Consider the following 18,228-nt stretch of genomic DNA (forward strand, 5'->3'; position numbering starts at 1 on the left):
GTTCGTATGAACATCTAAAAGGCTTTTTATGTATCTAAAAGTAAAAACAGGGAGACGATGTGACATGGTTGTAGTTCTTTTATTCCGCGTTTTAATTGTAATTGCCTTAGTTCTCCTCGTCTATACGTGGATTCAATATATTCGTAATCCTGAAAGAAGGGTGCGGATCGCTAAGGAATCCAATGACTTCTTTTTCCACGATGATACGTATGATAACAAGAGAAACTTGCAGCTTGTTTATAAAGGCTGCCTATTTGATGGTGAAAAATATCTTGGAACAACAGAAGATTCTTTTGAAGTAGTTGATATCCATATTACTGTACGGGATCCAATCGAGCTACGTGGTTTTACAAGAGATGATTTATATTTTTTAGAGAAAGAAATCCTGATTCATTATCCATATGCAAAAATCACGTGGAAACATCCAATCAATGAATTAATTTTGACACCGATTGAATAAAGTGAAACTTCATTCATTGGGGTTATTACAGATCGTTTATGCATGGCAAAAAAAATCACTCACCTATATTTTAATAGATGAGTGATTTTCATGTTCGGATATCGGGAAGAAATCCTGCCATTTAATAATAATTTCTTTGCTCCTTAAAATATACAGCAGTGGTAATAAGGCTACTAAAAATACGAAGAGATGAAGTGGAGTTAGGTTGGACAACCAACCACCGATAAAGGTATAAATCGCTGCTAAAGGAATATTGGATAATAAGGATGATTTCATATACCCTTTGAAACTTGAGGAAACCTCAATAAGGCAAAGTGACAACAGATGGAAATGGATAAACGGTATGAGCCGAAGTAAGGTAACCTGTGACGTGTTCAATTCTCCATGCTTTCCCAATAGCTTCTGTTTGACACGAATTAGCCGATCTAATGATTTCGGCATGCGGTCAATCATTAGATAGAAAAACATGCTAGATAACGTAATGCCTATAATGGAGTAAACGGTACCTGCCATCGGGCCAAATAATACACCACCAGAGATACAAATAAATACGACTGGCAGGAAAAACAATGGCCGAAGTAAATGGAATAAAATAAAGAAAAGCGGTGCGAATAAACCTCCCATCTCAACAAAAGCCAGTACGTAGTTCCCAAATAACTCCATAAACAACCTCCTTGGTCTTGCACCAACCTGAAACCAAATCATGCCCGGCACCATCCCCGCTTACAGTACATGTATATGACAAGAGACGAGCCTTTATGACATAAAGAAGAAAATATAGATACAGCAAACGATATTCACAATGAATAAAAATGGCATACCAATCATAAAGGAGCGATGTTTTGTTTTATGACGGAATAATTTCATACCGATATATGTTCCAAGTGCGCTACCAAGAATAGCCAATGCCCAAAACGTTCGCTCTGGAATGCGATATTGCTTTTTCATCGCCTTTCGTTTATCAATATACATTAGGATAAAGCCTATGATATTGACACTAATTAGATACATAATAAACGAGCTATGTTCTTCCATTCTCGTTCCTCCTTGATATTCGAGTTTTTGTCTATGTATTCTGTTATAAAGAGAAAAAGGCCAAATCCAAGCATAATTCGGATTTGGCCCCTTTAATATCATTATTTTAAAGCGTCTTTTGCTTGACTTACTAATTGTGCGAATGCTTTTTCATCATTAATAGCAAGCTCTGACAACATTTTACGGTTTACTTCAATTCCTGCTAATTTAAGACCGTGCATTAATTTGCTGTAAGAAATATCATTCAAACGAGCAGCAGCATTAATACGTGCGATCCATAATTTACGGAAATCACGTTTTTTCTGTCTGCGGTCACGATAAGCGTATTGACCTGATTTCATTACTTGTTGTTTTGCAACTCTAAATAAAGTACTCTTTGCTCCATAATAACCTTTAGCTAATTTAAGGACGCGTTTACGACGTCTGCGTGTTACTGTTCCACCTTTTACACGTGGCATAATAATTCCCTCCTAGTACAATTGTAAAACAATATATATTCAATCGTTTCGTTTATTTTTTAACTTATTTAGGTATCATTGCTTTGATACGTTTGAAATCTCCTGAAGAAACCACTGCACTTTTACGCAATTTACGCTTCTGTTTTTGAGATTTGTTTGCAAACATATGGCTTGTATATGCATGAGATCTTTTTAATTTTCCAGAACCTGTACGTTTGAAACGTTTCGCTGTTCCGCTATGAGTTTTCATTTTAGGCATAATAATTTCCTCCTTGAATTGGTTCAAGCACCTCAGCTTAAAAAGATTTTAACTTGAACACTTTACTATAAGCTAGATTATTTTTCAGCTAATGGCGCAACCATCATGAACATGTTACGACCTTCCATTTTCGGTTTCGTTTCAATTGTAGCAATATCTTTAACTTCCTCTGCAAAGCGATCTAACACTTCACGACCAAGTTCTTTATGCGTAATTGCACGCCCACGAAAACGAACTGCTGCTTTCACTTTGTCCCCTTTTTCCAAGAATTTACGAGCATTTTTCAACTTTGTTTCAAAGTCATGATCTCCGATTCCTGGAGTAAAGCGAACTTCTTTAATATTAATTACTTTTTGTTTCTTACGTGCTTCTTTTTCTTTCTTCTGTTGCTCAAATCGATATTTCCCGTAGTCCATGATACGACACACTGGTGGTTTTGCGTTTGGAGCAACAAGTACTAAGTCGAGATTGCGTGTTTGTGCAATTTCCAATGCTTCCTGACGTGTTTTAACTCCCAGCTGATCACCATTTGAATCGATAAGTCGTACTTCTCTCGCACGAATCTTCTCATTGACGTTCATATCCTTGCTAATAGCCAGCCACCTCCAAATATTTTTGTTACTGATCTATCTTGACAAGATTTTATGCATGAAAAAAGTGTGGGCACTTCATGCACCCACACGTCTCCAATAACTTTATAAAAAAGAGTTCGGAACCCGTCAACTACCATAACGGCGTCAATCAGGTGAGAAGCGGGTGCTTCTACTTGTCTTAAGATCATTCAATTTATCAACTTTGTTAGTGTATCATTATCTATCATTTATGTCAACTTTTTTTGAAGATACACATTTTCTATTAATTCTAGTATAGCATAGTGCAGGTACAATACAAAGAAATAGGTTTTCTACAGAACTTTTACGCTGAAAATACCTTACTTTCTTAATTTTTTCTCTGCAATCTCCTCTTTAATAAGTGCTTCAAAATCATCGTATGCAAGAGACTCTGTTTTTTGTTCTCCATAACGGCGATAGCTCACAGCATTTCCTTCAACTTCTTTATCGCCTAATACGAGGGCAAATGGAACTTTTTGTGTCTGTGCTTCGCGGATTTTATAGCCGATTTTCTCATCGCGTTCATCCAATTCGACCCGTACACCTTGTAATCTAAGTTTGTCTACAATATCTTTTGCGTAATCAAGATGTACTTGTGGAGAAACTGGGATAACCTTCACTTGAACAGGAGCAAGCCAAGTTGGGAATGCACCTTTATATTCCTCAATTAAGAATGCAACAAAACGTTCCATTGTAGAAACAACACCACGGTGGATAACGACTGGACGATGTTCTTTTCCATCTTCCCCAATATAAGTTAAATCAAAACGTTCTGGTAAGTGGAAGTCCAATTGAACCGTTGATAGTGTTTCATCTTTTCCAAGAGCAGTTTTTACCTGGATATCAAGCTTCGGACCATAGAACGCTGCTTCACCTTCTGCTTCCACATATTCAAGGTTCATATCATCCATTGTTTCTTTTAAAGTTGCTTGTGCTTTTTCCCACATTTCATCATTATCGATATATTTCTCTTTATCTTCCGGATCGCGATAAGAAAGTCGGAAATAGTAATTATCAATACCAAAGTCCTTGTATACTTTTTGAACTAATTCAACAACGCGGACAAATTCATCTTTCAACTGATCTGGACGGGCAAAAATATGCGCATCATTCAACGTCATTCCACGAACACGCTGAAGCCCTGCAAGTGCTCCACTCATTTCGTGACGATGCATTGTACCAAGCTCTGCAATACGAACAGGAAGTTGTCGGTAGCTCCATAAATTATTTTTAAATACCATCATATGATGCGGACAATTCATCGGACGAAGAATTAACGTTTCATTGTCCATCTCCATTGGCGGGAAAATATCATCCTGATAATGATCCCAGTGTCCACTTGTTTCATATAATGTTTTACTTCCCAGTACTGGAGTGTAGACATGATCATATCCTAAACGCTCCTCCAGATCAACAATATAACGCTCTATGTTGCGACGGATAGTTGCTCCTTTTGGTAACCATAATGGTAATCCTTGACCAACCTTTTGTGATACCGTAAATAAGTCGAGTTCTTTTCCTAATTTACGATGATCACGTTCTTTTCGCTCTTCTAAAATACGTAAGTGTTCTTCAAGCTCTTTTGGCTTTTCAAATGCAGTTCCATAGATACGTTGCAATTGTTTGTTGTTACTATCTCCACGCCAATAAGCTCCAGAGATGCTTAGTAATTTAAATGCCTTGATTTTACTCGTAGATGGGACATGAATTCCGCGACATAGGTCAAAAAATTCACCCTGCTCGTAAATGGTTACTTGCTCACCTTCAGGAATCGCATCAATTAATTCTAGCTTTAGGTCATCACCGATAGCTTGGAATCGAACTTGGGCTTCATTACGTGATACCTCTACGCGCTTAATTTCTAAATTTTCATCGATGATACGCTTCATTTCTTTTTCAATCTTCGGAAGATCTTCTGGAGTTAAGGTATGTTCCATATCAATATCATAGTAGAATCCTTCTTCGATGACAGGACCTACACCTAACTTCACATCTTTATAAAGTCGTTTCACAGCTTGTGCCAGCAAATGCGCAGCTGAATGACGCATCACTTCGATGCCTTCTTCATCTTTGTACGTAATGATTTCAAGCTTCCCGCCAGATTCTAGTCCACGGCGTAAGTCTACAAGCTCACCATCCAGTTTAATTGCTAATGCTTGTTTCTTTAACCCTGATGAAATGGATGCTGCGATTTTTTCCCCTGTTGTGCCTTGCGGAAAGCTCTTTTCAGCTCCATCGGGAAATGTAATGATAATTTCTGCCAATTGAAACACTCCTTTTCCTCGTTTAAACCTATAAATTTGAATGATACGAATAATTTAGCTGCCAAAACAGCCACGTCCACTCTAGCACCCAGCAACTAAAGGAACTTCCGCTTTTTGGATACAAATTAAAAAACACCCATCCCTCTGCACTTAATGCAAAGGGACGAGTGTTGGATACATCGTGGTTCCACCCTAATTCCCGTAATTTAATTACGGCTTCATTCATTCTTTAACGCAGAAGCTACGCTGTCAATTACTTTTAGGTTCACTGACAGAGTTCAAAGGTGGTAATTATTTGTTTGTATAGAGGAAGCTTCCAGCCTTTGACTTCCTTCTCTTCATAGCTATACGAATGCAAATAATCATGTCCTTCTCAATACTTTTCATTCATTCCAATTGTATAATGTGTATTATAGCTTTACATTCGAGGAAAATCAAGTACTAGATAAATCATTTATTCAAATAATAAGGAAAAGGAAAATTGCTAATTGGTTCGAAATCCACTTTTTCTTGGAAAACATTAATTACCGTTAATGTTTTCGGTTCTGCAGGATCATCGCCATAAATTTTTAGCTTTTCAGGTGCCATTGCAATTAGTGGCGCAAGATTAAATTCATTGTCATGCAAGCCAACAATATAGAGTGGCTCCTGTTTCATTAAAACCCGTAGCTCTATGTTTGTCATCTGCTTCCCATTTTGTTTAAAAAAGGCAAAGTCACTTCCTTGTAATATATGAATAACTGGTAAACCTGGTTCTTTCTTCTCCACATATGCCCGAAGCATGTCCACAAACGCTTGATGGTCTTCTTCTCGCCTGAATTCATCAATTGCTAAGCCAACAAAATAAATAAGTTTATCCTTAAATGGTTTCAAACGGAAATTCACGATGGAATCAAAGTGAATAACAAAACTCTCTTTTAAACTTTCAGTAAATAAAGACTTTAAAAATGCATGATGATTTTTGTTCTCTCGAAGCCGCTTACTTTCTTCATCCTCACCAGTTATAATCCAATAGGTCAGATCATGAATTCGCTCAATCTCTTCATTGTTCGTATAATAGTAGTGCTCCTGAATAATTCGATTTACCATTGTACGTAACCGGTGAGTCATAAACACATTTGCCATTGTATCTGTAATGGCATCCATCAATTCCTTTGTAGCTACATGCTCCTTAAACTGCAGATGATTCCCCCACTTATCATCTGTTTTCCAATTCAACTCAATTTGTTTATGACTGCGAAATAAATGTTCACAAAAGCTAATTACTTCTTTGTCTGATTCAAAATATACCTCCAGCAATCAATATCACCCTCATCCACGACCAAACTGTTACATTATATGGACAAACAATTGAAAAAATGAATAAAGTGCGAAATTTAAAACAGGAATATTTTAAATCATACAGATTACTGGCTTGATAACAGGTCTTATTTTAACTTGGAGTGTTAGTTGCTAGAGATATTCTCTTGAAAAACAAAAAGCCCGAGGGTTTATTTCCTCAGACTTTATAAGCGCCGATTTGGCCCATCCATTTTCACAGGTTTACTCACCTGTCTAATACGTTCTATAATTCTGCCTGCTTTTACCGATTCTACTCCACTTTTGGTTGTGGCTAACTGTAATTCCAATTGTTCGAGGTCATAATTCGACGTAAAGAATACAGGTAGTCGCTCCATCATACGGTATTGAAGAACCGAACCGAGAATTTCATCACGGAACCAAGCCGATTGCAGCTCTGCACCTATATCATCGAGCATCAGCACATCTGCTTTCTTAAAATAATCAATTTTCTCGTTTGTCGAGTCATCTTTAAAAGAAGCTTTTATTTCTCGAACAAATTCTGGCATATAGATAAGTGTTGACGATAAACCAAGCTTTTTCAATTCATTGGCGAGTGCACCTAATAAATATGTTTTTCCTACACCAAACTGACCGTGAAAATATAGACCTTTGCTTGGAAGCTTTGTTTTTGCTTGATCTAGAAAGTCAAGCAACTCTGCAATAGCCTCAATTCTACTCTCATCATTGATAATATCTACCATTGAAGCTTGAAGTATTTCTTTAGGAACATGCAAACTTTGAATCAATTTTTGCTGTTCCCGTTCCTTCTCATACATAACCCTGCTATGACACTTTTCATAAGATAGTCTAATTTCATCTTTTTCCACATGTAAAATTGGCGAATAGCCAGGAACCATATTTTTACATGATCCATATGAAGCACATTGGTCACACTGTTTTGATTGTGTTGTATATTCATAAAGTTTAATAAGGCTTTTATTAATCTCTTCTTGTGACAGATTGGGATGAAGGGAGAGAAACTCCTTGATTTCAGGGTCATTCAGTACTTCATTTCTTATTTTGACATAATTATCTTTAAAGCTTTCATTCTTTTGCATCCATGCCTTTAATGTGGATTGTATTGGTTTCAATGCCATCATCCTAACACTACATAAATTTAATTTCCATTGGAGTATTGTCTAAGTCGGGCAGCAATTCGCTTCTGTTCTTCTGTCATCACGACGTTTTGATTTGCTGCTGGTTGTGTTTCTTGCTTATGCTTTCTATCTTTAAACCAATCTGGTATTACTTCCTTCGAAACCGGCTTTTTGTTATAAGCAGTTTTACGTTTTACAGCATTTTGGAAGCTTGCTTGCTCCTTCTTCGCAAAAACCATTGCCTCTTTAGCAGTTTGAATATTCGCTCGCGACCAGTGGCTAGCAATCTTTTCAAGGTATGCTTTTGATAATTTCATGTTCGTCTGTAGCAGTACATAATGAATGAGTACATTCATTACAGGACCAGGCAGACCCTGAGTTGTCATAACATCACGAATAGCTTTCATATCCTGTTCAGAGGCATGATTTCCATTCGATAAATCTTCTAAAAGCTGTTTTGGTGACATCGTCTCTAATCTTTCAACGAGGATTTCCTCTTTGGTTTTCGGTTTATACGAAATCTGCTTTGTTTCTGAGACGTCAACTTTTTTGGCAAGTCGGATTGGTTTTTGGTGATTTTTTGCCTTAAACAAATCATGACAAGCTGTTTTAAATTCTTCTGTATCCAATCGATTTTCATCGTTTAGCGCCCAAAGTAAAGACTTGTCTATTTCATGCGTATCTAATTCGTATAAAACCATCATTTGCGAAATCAAACGACGATTTTCCGTGGTTAATACTTTTGCATGAGGAACCATTCGTTGTTTCAGCATTTGTTCAATCCAAGTAAAATCAGTTGTTTCCGTATCTTCCTTAGGTTCTGCTCCCCTATTATCATCCACTTCTAATATTTCTGCAGATGGCGTAAAGGTTTGAAATACTTCACTAAAGGCAGCTGTAATATTTACACCATATCCTGGTGTTGTTTGCCTTCCATAATAGTTTTTCAACAGCTCGAATTTTTGATCACCTAAATGATGATACAGTAGCTGAGAAAGCATCGCATCTTTAAAAAAATTACTTGGCGCAAATGGGCTCTGTAATTCATATGTATATAAATCACTTGACTCCCAATTTTGCTTATAGGTTTTCAGCAAACCTATCCCCTCTAGTTTCAATCGAGCTTGAAAGATTTCATCTAAAGGAAGGTCCAAGTAATTCATTAACGTATGATGTGTCTGTGGAGCTTGTTCCTGATTTAAATCGATGTCATGCAAAAGGGTTTGGTACAGTGCTATCGCCTTTATACCAAGCAATGGCTGATACAGATGGGTCAATGATTTGGCATAGTCTACCGGCAACGTTTCTTTTTGTGATACGATATAGCCGTCCACCGGCAAGATTTGTCCAATAAAATTCATGTTTCACACACCTCTATACTTACAAATAAGTAACTTACAAATAACTGTTCAAAAAGGAGGATGAAAAGGACCGAGAAGTTCGAGGCGGCGACGCTTTGAGTACCGGGCTTCCACAGGATGTCGTGACTTCGACGTTCGACACAGGACCTGTCGTACTTAGTCGAAGATCTACTGATCTCGATGTGTCATTTTCACCGGACTTTTTGAGCAACCTTCCAAGGACTATTTGTTTTTATCCGTATTAATAATATCCTTTAATTCATCTAAAAAGACGGTAATGTCCTTAAATTGCCTATATACCGAAGCAAACCGAACATAGGAAACTTCATCAACCTTAGCTAATCTCTCCATTACTAGTTCACCAATTTCATGACTGGATACTTCGGACATGCCTGAATTACGCATCTCTCTTTCTACATCTAAAGCCAAGGCCTCCATTGTTTCTAATGGCACTGGTCGTTTCTCACATGCTCTAATAAGACCTCGTGTTAGCTTTTCACGGGAAAATTCCTGTCTTGCTCCATCTTTTTTGACGACAATTAGTGGAAGTTCTTCGACCCGTTCAAATGTAGTAAAGCGAAAACCACATTTCTCACATTCTCTGCGTCTTCTAATGGATCTTCCCTCTTCGATTGGTCGGGAATCTAAAACCTTTGTATTCTTATTTTGGCAATTCGAACATCGCATTTTCGTTCAACCCCATTCGTCCGTTCATTCACGCTCTTCGATACTTATCGTCGATTAAGGGCAATTCCGTATTCACCTTTTCATATAGCTGTGCAATTACTTTCGTACTATATCCTAAATCAAATGGCATAATCGATTCAGTCGTAACTGAAAAATCAATTGCTGTATGAAATGGTCTTACCATAATCACAGTTGCCACAATAAATACCTTTTTTCCCTTCGTGCGGTTTACACTTATTTCCCCGTGTTCCTGAGAAATTGCATTTACTTCATATGTTCCATGATTACCGAAATAGTTCTCTAATATCGCAAGTGCTTTTTCCTTCGTTGTCTTATAATAATGCGTTCGTAAAGCTGGATCAAAATGAGCCTCAGCTGTTTCCGCATGATTACTAAAATACTTTTTCAACGTATTGCCAATCGACATTTTTCGCACCCCAACCTGTAAGTTTTCTATTTGAACGTGTTTGTAGTACATTCTATTTTAACATGTTTTATATAATTCCACTAGTTGAACTCAAAAAGCGTATGGAAAGAAAGTCATTAACGATATTTTTTTAAGCTATGAAAATAAAAGATTGTATATAAATCGATTTTCTCATAAATAACATCTAGTAAAATTTTATTTTACACGATGAAACTTTACAATCAAGTCCTAGCTTATGATTTCAGCCTAAAAAAAACCGCTTCAACTTGAGAAGCGGGTGTTAACATTTTTTATGAAATTTTAACTTCTCGTTGATATATATAGCTTCCAACATATTTTGTTAAGTCAAGTACCCTTTTCGAATATCCCCACTCATTATCATACCAAGCAATTATTTTTATTTTATTCTCACCCATAACGATTGTTGATAATCCATCAACAATTGCTGAGTAATCGGTAGTTGTATAGTCTATCGATACAAGCGGGTCCTCAGAATAGTGAACAATCCCTTTTAATTCGTTTTCTGCAGCTTCTTTAAAAGCTTGATTTACTTCCTCTGCCGTAACAGCAGTATGCACATCGACAACCAAATCAACAAGTGATACATTCGGTGTTGGTACACGTAAAGCCATACCATGTAATCTGCCCTTTAAATGTGGTAACACCTCGCCTAATGCTTTTGCTGCCCCTGTAGTTGTTGGAATTATCGATTGTGTGCATGCACGTGCACGGCGCAGATCCTTATGTGGGTTATCCAAGTTGTTCTGATCTCCTGTAAAAGCATGTACAGTCGTCATTAATCCATTATCGATTGAAAACTTGTCGTCTAACACTTTCACAATTGGTGCAAGACAGTTTGTTGTACAAGAGGCATTGGAAATAATGTCATCTTCGTCAGGCATATATGCTGCCTCATTTACACCAATTACAATCGTTTTATCCACCTGTTTTCCTGGCGCTGTTATGACAACCTTTCTTGCTCCTGCTTTCAAGTGCAATCCAGCACTTTCCTTTGTTTTGAACTTTCCTGTTGCTTCAATGACGACGTCAATATCCAAAGCTTTCCATGGAAGCTTTTCTGGTTCTCGAGAATTTACAAGCGTTACTTTTTTTCCGTTTACTTCAATCCCGTCATGAAGCGCTTCGACTTCCCCATCAAAAATTCCGTGAATACTGTCATACTTAGTAAGATGTGCGAGTGTCTCAGGAGGATAGCTTGCATTGATAGCGACTACATCCAATTGATTATCTGCAATTGCTTGACGAAATACCATACGCCCGATTCTACCAAATCCTGTTATGGCCACACGAGTTTTGTTCATAAGAAACTTATTCCTCCCATATATGTTATACTTTTAATCTATTTTATATTAAATAGTATATCACATTATAACGCAATTGTGTCGCACAATTTCCCTGTTTTTTAAATATATTTCTGCATTTATGCTATTGTCTTGAACACTAAAACCCGGAAAATGGCTGTCCATTTCCCGGGCTTCTCTGTTAACGTATGTTCCACAAACTTAAAAGGTTTTTCAACTGCTCACGAGATTGTGCTATCGTTCCATTGTTATCAATGACAGCATCGGCTAACTTAGCCTTCTCTTTTATTGAAAGCTGGGAATTAATTCGCTCTCTCGCCTCTTCCTCTGTGAGCTCGTTACGTTTCATTAATCTTTCCAATTGAACAGCTTCATCCACAGCTACAACAATCGTACGATCAACAACTTTCGAATAGTCCCCTTCAAATAATAAAGGTACATCAAGCACGACACATTGTTCTCCCGCTTTAATATGAGCATCTTTCCGCTCGAAGATTCTTTCACGGATTGCTGGATGAATAATGCTATTAAGGAGCTTACGCTTTGCTTCATCTTTAAAAATAAGCGAGCCTAGTGCTTTTCGGTCGAGCGTCTGATTGGGAAGCAAAATTGATTCTCCAAAGACTTTTACAACCCGCTCATATGCTTCTTCACCGGGATTTACGACCTCTCTTGCAATTTTATCCGCATCGACTACTGGTATCTCGAAGTCTTTAAACATTTGTGAGACAGTGCTCTTTCCTGTTGCAATACTTCCTGTTAGACCAATAACCATTGCCACTTTTTTTCACCTCTTACAGCTTCTGACATGACGTACATATATGGGTTCCTCGCCCACCAATTTTCATTTTCGTAATCGTGTTACTGCAATTTTTACAAGCTTTATTTTCCTGTCCATAGACGTATAATTCTTGCTGGAACATTCCCATATCGCCCTGACCATTTACATAGGAACGTATAGTTGTGCCGCCTGCTCGAACAGCTTCTTCAAGTGTATTGATTGCTTGCTCGCGAATTGCTTTTACTTCTTTCTTCGATAGCTTGCTTGCCCTTTTTAATGGGTGGACACCGGCTCTGAATAAGGTTTCATCCACATATATATTACCAAGCCCGGTGACAATGGTCTGATCTAATAATGTTGATTTAATATAGCGATCTGTTTTTTTTAACTTTTGATAGAAATAATCCAATGAAAATGCTTCATCGAACGGTTCTGGTCCGAGCTGATTCAACGGTTTATTCAAAAACTCTTTTCCTCTAGGATAGACATGCATCGTACCAAATTTCCGTACGTCATTGTACCGGAGTTCTTCTCCATTCGTAAAACGGAAAGTAACATGGGTATGTTTTTTTATTGGTTCACTTGAATCGTATACACTATATTTCCCTTCCATACGTAGATGGGAAACAAGTACAACATCATCAAAGTAAAACATTAAGAACTTTCCTTTTCTTGAAAGCTCACGAATCGTTTGTCCTTGCAGCAAGGTTTTAAAATGCTCGGTATCATTTGGTTCTTTAATAATGTTTGGCCATTGTATATCTATCGTGTCAATCGTTTTATCTAATACAAATCGTTTTAGTGTATTTTTTATTGTTTCTACTTCTGGTAATTCTGGCATCTCGCTGTTTCTCCTTATTTTGCATCGAACCAGTTTGCTCCATATTCATAGTCCACTTTTAATGGAACATTTAATGAAACAGTCTGTTCCATCATTTCTGGTACGATTTCTTTCAATTTTTCTATTTCTTCCTTCGGTGCTTCTAAAATTAATTCATCATGCACCTGTAATAGTATTTTTGCTTGCAGCTTTTCTTCCTTTAATTTACCATCTAAATCGATCATTGCTTTTTTAATAATATCTGCTGCACTTCCTTGAATCGGTGTATTCATAGCTGTACGTTCTGCAAAACTTCTTAGATTAAAGTTGCGGCTCGTAATTTCAGGCAGATATCTTCTTCTTTTCATTAAGGTTGTCACATAGCCCTTATGCTTTGCTTCTTGGACGATTTCTTCCATATATTGCTTCACGCCCAGATAACTTTCAAAATAACGATCAATAAACTGCTTCGCTTCCTTTCTCGAGATTCCAAGGTTTTGCGATAGTCCATAATCGCTAATTCCATATACGATACCGAAGTTAACTGCTTTTGCTTGTCTTCGCATATTCGATGTCACTTCATCCATCTCTACATGAAACACATCCATTGCTGTCTGTGTATGAATATCGACATCCTCTTGGAAAGCTTTCACTAGCTTTTCATCATTTGCAATATGTGCAAGTACTCTTAGTTCTATTTGCGAATAATCAGCAGCAAACATAATCCAGCCTTCCTTTGAAGGAACAAAAGCCTGTCTTATTTTCCGCCCTTCCTCTAGTCGAATCGGGATATTTTGTAAATTCGGATCAACGGAGCTAAGTCTTCCTGTTTGTGTTAATGCTTGGTTATAACGTGTATGAATTTTATTCGTATCTTTTCTAACTACTTTTAATAGTCCTTCAATGTAGGTTGATTGAAGCTTTCCGAGCTGGCGATATAGAAGCAGTTTTGGAATAATTTCGTGCTCGTTTTGCAGCTGTTCTAATACATCGGCAGCAGTAGAATAGCCAGTTTTCGTTTTCTTAATCACTGGAAGCTGTAATTTTTCAAACAAAATAGGTCCAAGCTGCTTTGGAGAGTTCAAATTAAAATTCTCACCAGCAAGCTCATGTATTTCATTCTCTAATGTTTGCAGTCTTTCCTTTAAATCGACGCCCATTTCCTCTAAGCGACTAATATCCACCTGGACACCAACATGTTCCATTTCTGCAAGAATAATGGCAAGCGGCATTTCCAATTCTTTTAACAGCTCGTATTGCTCGTTTTCTTTCAATTCCTTAATCATTTCATCCTTTATCACATGCATCGTCATCGTTTTTCTGACAACATGTTCGGAAAGTACAGGCACTTCAGGTACTTTTAGCTTCGCGCCTTTTCCGTATACTTCCTCATCAAATAAAACATCTGTTTTTCCCATTCGATTACCGATTGCTGGAATATCATGATTATTTTCGGCTGGGTTGAGCAAATAAGAGGCAAGCAGCATGTCATATGTTATTCCCTGAATATGAATATTATTTCTCAGTAAAGCAACCATTGTTTTCTTTGCATCAAAAACAATTTTCTTTTTAGTACTGTCCTCTGCCCATTGCTTGAACAAATCGGATGCCAATGCAACCTCTGTCCGAATAAAATAAGCGCCATGTTCATTCACCATTCCAAATCCAATAATTTCTGCCTGATGGTAATTGTCATGAAGCATTTCCACTACAAATGACGTTTCATTGGCTAAGATAGACTCCGTTATTTCATCGGCAACAGTATACGTAATCTCATTCATTTCTGATTGCAGTTCCTCACCAGCTTCTACCTCATCATCAGAAACCCGATTTAACAATGACTGAAATCCAAGCTCTTTAAACACAGTACGAACAGCAGACTGGTCAAAGCCATCATAGGAAATATCATGAACTCCTATTTCAATCGGCGAATTGCGATTAATTGTGACAAGCTCTTTACTCATATATGCATCCTCTTGATGATTTGTAAGGTTTTCTTTTAATTTCTTACCACTTACATCATTCAAATGTTCATAAACTGCTTCTAATGTACCGTATTGCTTGATTAGCTTCGTTGCGGTCTTTTGCCCAACGCCCGGTACTCCTGGAATATTGTCAGAGCTGTCACCCATAAGCGACTTCAGATCAATAATCTGCTCTGGCGTAACCTCCATTTTTTCTAGCATATAGCTTGGAGTGTACTTCTCTATATCGCTAATCCCTTTTTTCGTTACATATACGGAAACATGATCCGAAACAAGCTGCAGCATATCCTTATCCCCAGAAATAACCGTTACTTCAAACCCTTCCTCATTTCCTTGATTTGATAACGTACCAATAATATCATCCGCTTCATATTGCTCGAGCTGATAATGCTTAATTTGAAATGCGTCGAGTAATTCCTTTAAGACTGGAAACTGCTCCGATAACTCTGGTGGCGTTTTCTGACGACCGCCTTTATATTCTTTGTACGTAGTATGGCGGAATGTCGTTTTCCCTGCGTCAAAGGCTACAAGTAAGTGTGTCGGCTTTTCTTCTTCTAAAATGCGCAACAGCATTGTTGTAAATCCATAAACTGCATTCGTATAAACACCCTTATCATTGTTTAAAAGAGGCAATGCGAAAAATGCCCGATAAATAATACTGTTGCCATCAATTAATACTAATTTTTTTGTCATGATAACCTCCAAATAAAGTGAATCTTCATTTAGTGGGGAGGTTCCTTCCTCTCCCGTCTTCACTTTTTTTAATTTCCACACGCTTATAAATGGGATTTTACATTGCGTTATTGTGTGATATATAACTCTCTGTTTTCATTTTATCATTGTAAATAAAGAAAGGAAAAAATTAAGTCGTTAGTCATAAATAAGTTAGTACTGATCATCTGTATTACTGTGATTCCTTGCTCTACGAAAAAACACCCTCAATGACATGAGGATGTTTATTTCGGTAAATACACATGAATTATTGTTCCTTGATTTACTTCACTTTCAACTTCTATCTTACCATCATGCACTTCAACAATATGTTTTACAATCGCTAACCCTAAGCCAGTTCCCCCTGTATTTCTGCTACGTGCCTTATCAATACGATAAAACCTTTCAAAAATCCGTGGGATTGATTTTTCGTCAATACCAATTCCAGTATCAGCGATTTTAATATGAATAAAATCAGCTGTTGAATCTAGACTAAGCTCAACCTTTCCATTTTCTGGTGTATAGTGAATAGCATTATCTAATAAATTAACAATAACTTGTTTAATTCGTTCCTTATCAGCCTTCATTTCAGTTTCTTCATCAACATTTATCAAAAGCTGCAATTTTTTTTCCATGGCTTTATGCTTTAATGCTGGAATTACTTCTTCAATTAGATCTTTTGCCTTAAAAGTATGAAGAACGAGTCGAAATCCATCTTTCTCTAACCTTGATAAGGATAATAAGTCTTCAATTAACAACTGAAGACGATGACTTTCATGGTAAATAATACCAAGAAATTCTTTCGTCGTTTCATCCTTATTTTCACCACTATCCAACAATGTTTCGGTAAAACCTTTGATGGAGGTAATTGGAGTACGCAGCTCATGTGATACATTCGCAACGAAATCTTTTCTAGTCTTCTCCATTTTCTTTAATTCCGTAATATCGTGCAGTACTAAAACAGCACCTTTTAATAGATTGCGTTCATTAAACATTGGTGCTCCAACAATTTCGAAATAGCTTTTATCTACTCCATGTGTTTGTGTGAAAGTTTCTTTGATATTTCGTTCATATAAAAACGTTTTTTGAACTGTTTCATGAATCGTTTCATTTTCAAGTACCTCATAATAAAGATGTCCCCGATATTCCTTTTCAGTTTTGCCAAACATCGTAATGAATTTTCGGTTTACCACATGGATAAATCCTTTTTCATCAATCAGTACAAGCCCACTTTGTATACTATCAATTAAAGTCGATAATTGTTCCGACTGCATCTGTTCTTGCATCGATATCGCGCTCATATTCCTTGCTAAAGTATTGATCTTGTAGCTCAGTTCTTCTATCGCTTCATTGGATGAATTATGAAATCTAGCATTAAAATTGCCTTTAATAAATTCGTCAATCGTGTATGTGGCTTTTTGCACTGGCTTGACGTAATTCGTATATAAAAGGAACACAATAATCTGTATGATGATAAATCCAAAGAAAAGAACTGCGATTATAATAATCGGCTCATCTGCTGCTTGAAATAGGATAACACCCATCGTAATATAAGTTAACAGAACTGCAAACATATAAGGCCGGATAGGTACCGAAAATAATACTTTCATCAAGTAGGATCCTCCAATTTATATCCAAGCCCTCTTACGGTTTTTATATATACAGGTTTTTTTGTATTAGGTTCTATTTTATCCCTTAGGTGGCTAATATGTACATCGACTATTCTTGTATCACCAACGAAATCATAGTCCCAAACACTGCTTAACAGCTGGTCTCTGGAGATAACTTTTCCTTTGTTTTTAGCAAGATGGAACAATAACTCAAACTCTTTTCTTGTAAAGGTAATAACATTTGAGTTCATTTCTGCTTCATAGCGTTCCGGATAAATTGTCAACTCACCAATTTTCAGTGAACTAAAATTTGGTTTATCATTTCTCGTACTTCTTCTTAAAATAGCTTTAATCCGTGCGACAACTTCTTTTGGGCTAAATGGCTTTGTTAAGTAATCGTCGGCTCCTAATTCCAGGCCTAGAACTTTATCAAATTCTTCATCCTTTGCTGTTAGCATTAAAATTGGTGTTTCGATTTTATTCATTCTTAGATGCTTACATACTGCCATTCCATCCATTTCCGGAAGCATTAAATCCAATACGATTAGGTCGTATTCATTTGTTTCACATTTAATAACTGCTTCCTTTCCATCATAGGCAACATCCGTCTGAAAACCAGCATTTTTTATATTATAATCCAGTAGCGTTACTATTGGTTTTTCGTCATCTACAATTAATACCTTCTGACTCATTTGAACATCCCCCATTTTGTTAGTAAACTTAGTATCGCCTGACTTTTGGACGATAGCTTAGTTGCATTTATGCGAGAAAAGAGAGTTGTATATTTTCTTTTCTGCCAACCATAATATTTACATTCTTATTTATCTTATCATTATTAATAGAAAACACATAACGAATAAAGGTTTGTAAACAAAATTTTACAATAGTTTCCGTATAATTAGCTTATTTTATGTGTTTTATTTTTAGCAGGGGGATTTAGCCGGAATATTGCGTGTTGTATTGGACAATAAACACGGTAACTAGTTCGCAGATCAAAAC

The 18,228-nt window shown here is 36.9% G+C and carries 18 protein-coding genes and 2 other annotated features; of the genes, 1 reads left to right on the forward strand and 17 read right to left on the reverse strand.

All coding sequences use genetic code 11. The features are described 5' to 3' along the window. Positions 1-64 precede the first annotated feature (64 nt). Entirely contained in the window at positions 65-460 is a 396-nt protein-coding gene (locus NST46_RS17850; RefSeq protein WP_095307282.1) for a sigma-w pathway protein ysdB, read from the forward strand. A 63-nt stretch (positions 461-523) separates the two neighbouring features. Here the strand turns inward: NST46_RS17850 and NST46_RS17855 are convergent, their stop codons facing one another. The 17 genes from NST46_RS17855 to NST46_RS17935 form a co-directional block, all read right to left on the reverse strand. Further along, positions 524-1,123 carry a TVP38/TMEM64 family protein gene (locus NST46_RS17855; protein WP_341137535.1) on the reverse strand — a complete coding sequence of 200 codons (600 nt, stop codon included), beginning with the start codon at positions 1,121-1,123 and terminating at the stop codon, positions 524-526. A 93-nt stretch (positions 1,124-1,216) separates the two neighbouring features. Next, positions 1,217-1,495 (reverse strand): DUF1294 domain-containing protein, encoded by a 279-nt coding sequence (locus tag NST46_RS17860; protein ID WP_251661378.1) that lies wholly within the window; start codon positions 1,493-1,495, stop codon positions 1,217-1,219. A 101-nt stretch (positions 1,496-1,596) separates the two neighbouring features. Next, positions 1,597-1,953 carry a 50S ribosomal protein L20 gene (rplT, locus tag NST46_RS17865; RefSeq protein ID WP_095307286.1) on the reverse strand — a complete coding sequence of 119 codons (357 nt, stop codon included), beginning with the start codon at positions 1,951-1,953 and terminating at the stop codon, positions 1,597-1,599. A gap of 64 nt (positions 1,954-2,017) precedes the next feature. Then, complete coding sequence (gene rpmI, locus NST46_RS17870) at positions 2,018-2,212, reverse strand: 50S ribosomal protein L35 (protein ID WP_095307287.1); 195 nt, start codon at positions 2,210-2,212, stop codon at positions 2,018-2,020. Positions 2,213-2,289: 77 nt separating this feature from the next. Further along, entirely contained in the window at positions 2,290-2,793 is a 504-nt protein-coding gene (gene infC, locus NST46_RS17875) for a translation initiation factor IF-3 (protein WP_118889054.1), read from the reverse strand. Positions 2,794-2,857: 64 nt separating this feature from the next. After that, positions 2,858-2,986: a sequence feature (ribosomal protein L20 leader region), on the reverse strand. 157 nt (positions 2,987-3,143) lie between these two features. After that, the gene (gene thrS, locus NST46_RS17880) at positions 3,144-5,087 is read right to left on the reverse strand and encodes a threonine--tRNA ligase (protein WP_341137536.1); all 1,944 of its coding nucleotides are present in this window, start codon (positions 5,085-5,087) and stop codon (positions 3,144-3,146) included. A gap of 156 nt (positions 5,088-5,243) precedes the next feature. Continuing rightward, positions 5,244-5,473, reverse strand: a binding site (T-box leader). 64 nt (positions 5,474-5,537) lie between these two features. Then, positions 5,538-6,386: a putative sporulation protein YtxC gene (ytxC, locus tag NST46_RS17885; RefSeq protein WP_095307292.1), complete on the reverse strand. Its 849-nt coding sequence runs from the start codon at positions 6,384-6,386 to the stop codon at positions 5,538-5,540. 206 nt (positions 6,387-6,592) lie between these two features. Next, on the reverse strand, positions 6,593-7,519 hold the full coding sequence (dnaI, locus tag NST46_RS17890; protein ID WP_303447404.1) for a primosomal protein DnaI: 927 nt from the start codon (positions 7,517-7,519) through the stop codon (positions 6,593-6,595). Positions 7,520-7,545: 26 nt separating this feature from the next. Further along, on the reverse strand, positions 7,546-8,886 hold the full coding sequence (locus NST46_RS17895) for a replication initiation and membrane attachment family protein (protein ID WP_341137537.1): 1,341 nt from the start codon (positions 8,884-8,886) through the stop codon (positions 7,546-7,548). A gap of 222 nt (positions 8,887-9,108) precedes the next feature. Then, positions 9,109-9,573, reverse strand: coding sequence for a transcriptional regulator NrdR (nrdR, locus tag NST46_RS17900; protein WP_303447406.1), 465 nt, complete (start codon positions 9,571-9,573; stop codon positions 9,109-9,111). Positions 9,574-9,601: 28 nt separating this feature from the next. Beyond that, a complete protein-coding gene (locus NST46_RS17905; protein WP_095307303.1) occupies positions 9,602-10,000 on the reverse strand; it encodes a cytosolic protein in 399 nt (132 codons plus the stop codon). Positions 10,001-10,290: 290 nt separating this feature from the next. Next, a complete protein-coding gene (locus NST46_RS17910) occupies positions 10,291-11,322 on the reverse strand; it encodes a glyceraldehyde-3-phosphate dehydrogenase (RefSeq protein ID WP_341137538.1) in 1,032 nt (343 codons plus the stop codon). A 181-nt stretch (positions 11,323-11,503) separates the two neighbouring features. Next, on the reverse strand, positions 11,504-12,103 hold the full coding sequence (gene coaE / locus NST46_RS17915; protein WP_095307306.1) for a dephospho-CoA kinase: 600 nt from the start codon (positions 12,101-12,103) through the stop codon (positions 11,504-11,506). A gap of 13 nt (positions 12,104-12,116) precedes the next feature. Then, positions 12,117-12,944, reverse strand: a complete 828-nt coding sequence (mutM, locus tag NST46_RS17920) for a DNA-formamidopyrimidine glycosylase (RefSeq protein ID WP_095307307.1) — start codon at positions 12,942-12,944, stop codon at positions 12,117-12,119. A 14-nt stretch (positions 12,945-12,958) separates the two neighbouring features. Continuing rightward, positions 12,959-15,601 (reverse strand): DNA polymerase I, encoded by a 2,643-nt coding sequence (gene polA / locus NST46_RS17925; RefSeq protein WP_341137539.1) that lies wholly within the window; start codon positions 15,599-15,601, stop codon positions 12,959-12,961. 263 nt (positions 15,602-15,864) lie between these two features. Beyond that, positions 15,865-17,229 carry a two-component system histidine kinase PnpS gene (gene pnpS / locus NST46_RS17930; RefSeq protein WP_095307310.1) on the reverse strand — a complete coding sequence of 455 codons (1,365 nt, stop codon included), beginning with the start codon at positions 17,227-17,229 and terminating at the stop codon, positions 15,865-15,867. Further along, entirely contained in the window at positions 17,229-17,921 is a 693-nt protein-coding gene (locus tag NST46_RS17935; protein WP_095307311.1) for a response regulator transcription factor, read from the reverse strand. Before NST46_RS17935 ends, pnpS begins: the two co-directional genes overlap by 1 nt. Positions 17,922-18,228: the final 307 nt, after the last annotated feature.

The sequence above is a fragment of the Oceanobacillus sp. FSL W7-1309 genome (genome assembly GCF_038002145.1).
In the GTDB taxonomy this organism is placed as follows: Bacteria; Bacillota; Bacilli; order Bacillales; family Amphibacillaceae; genus Oceanobacillus; species Oceanobacillus profundus.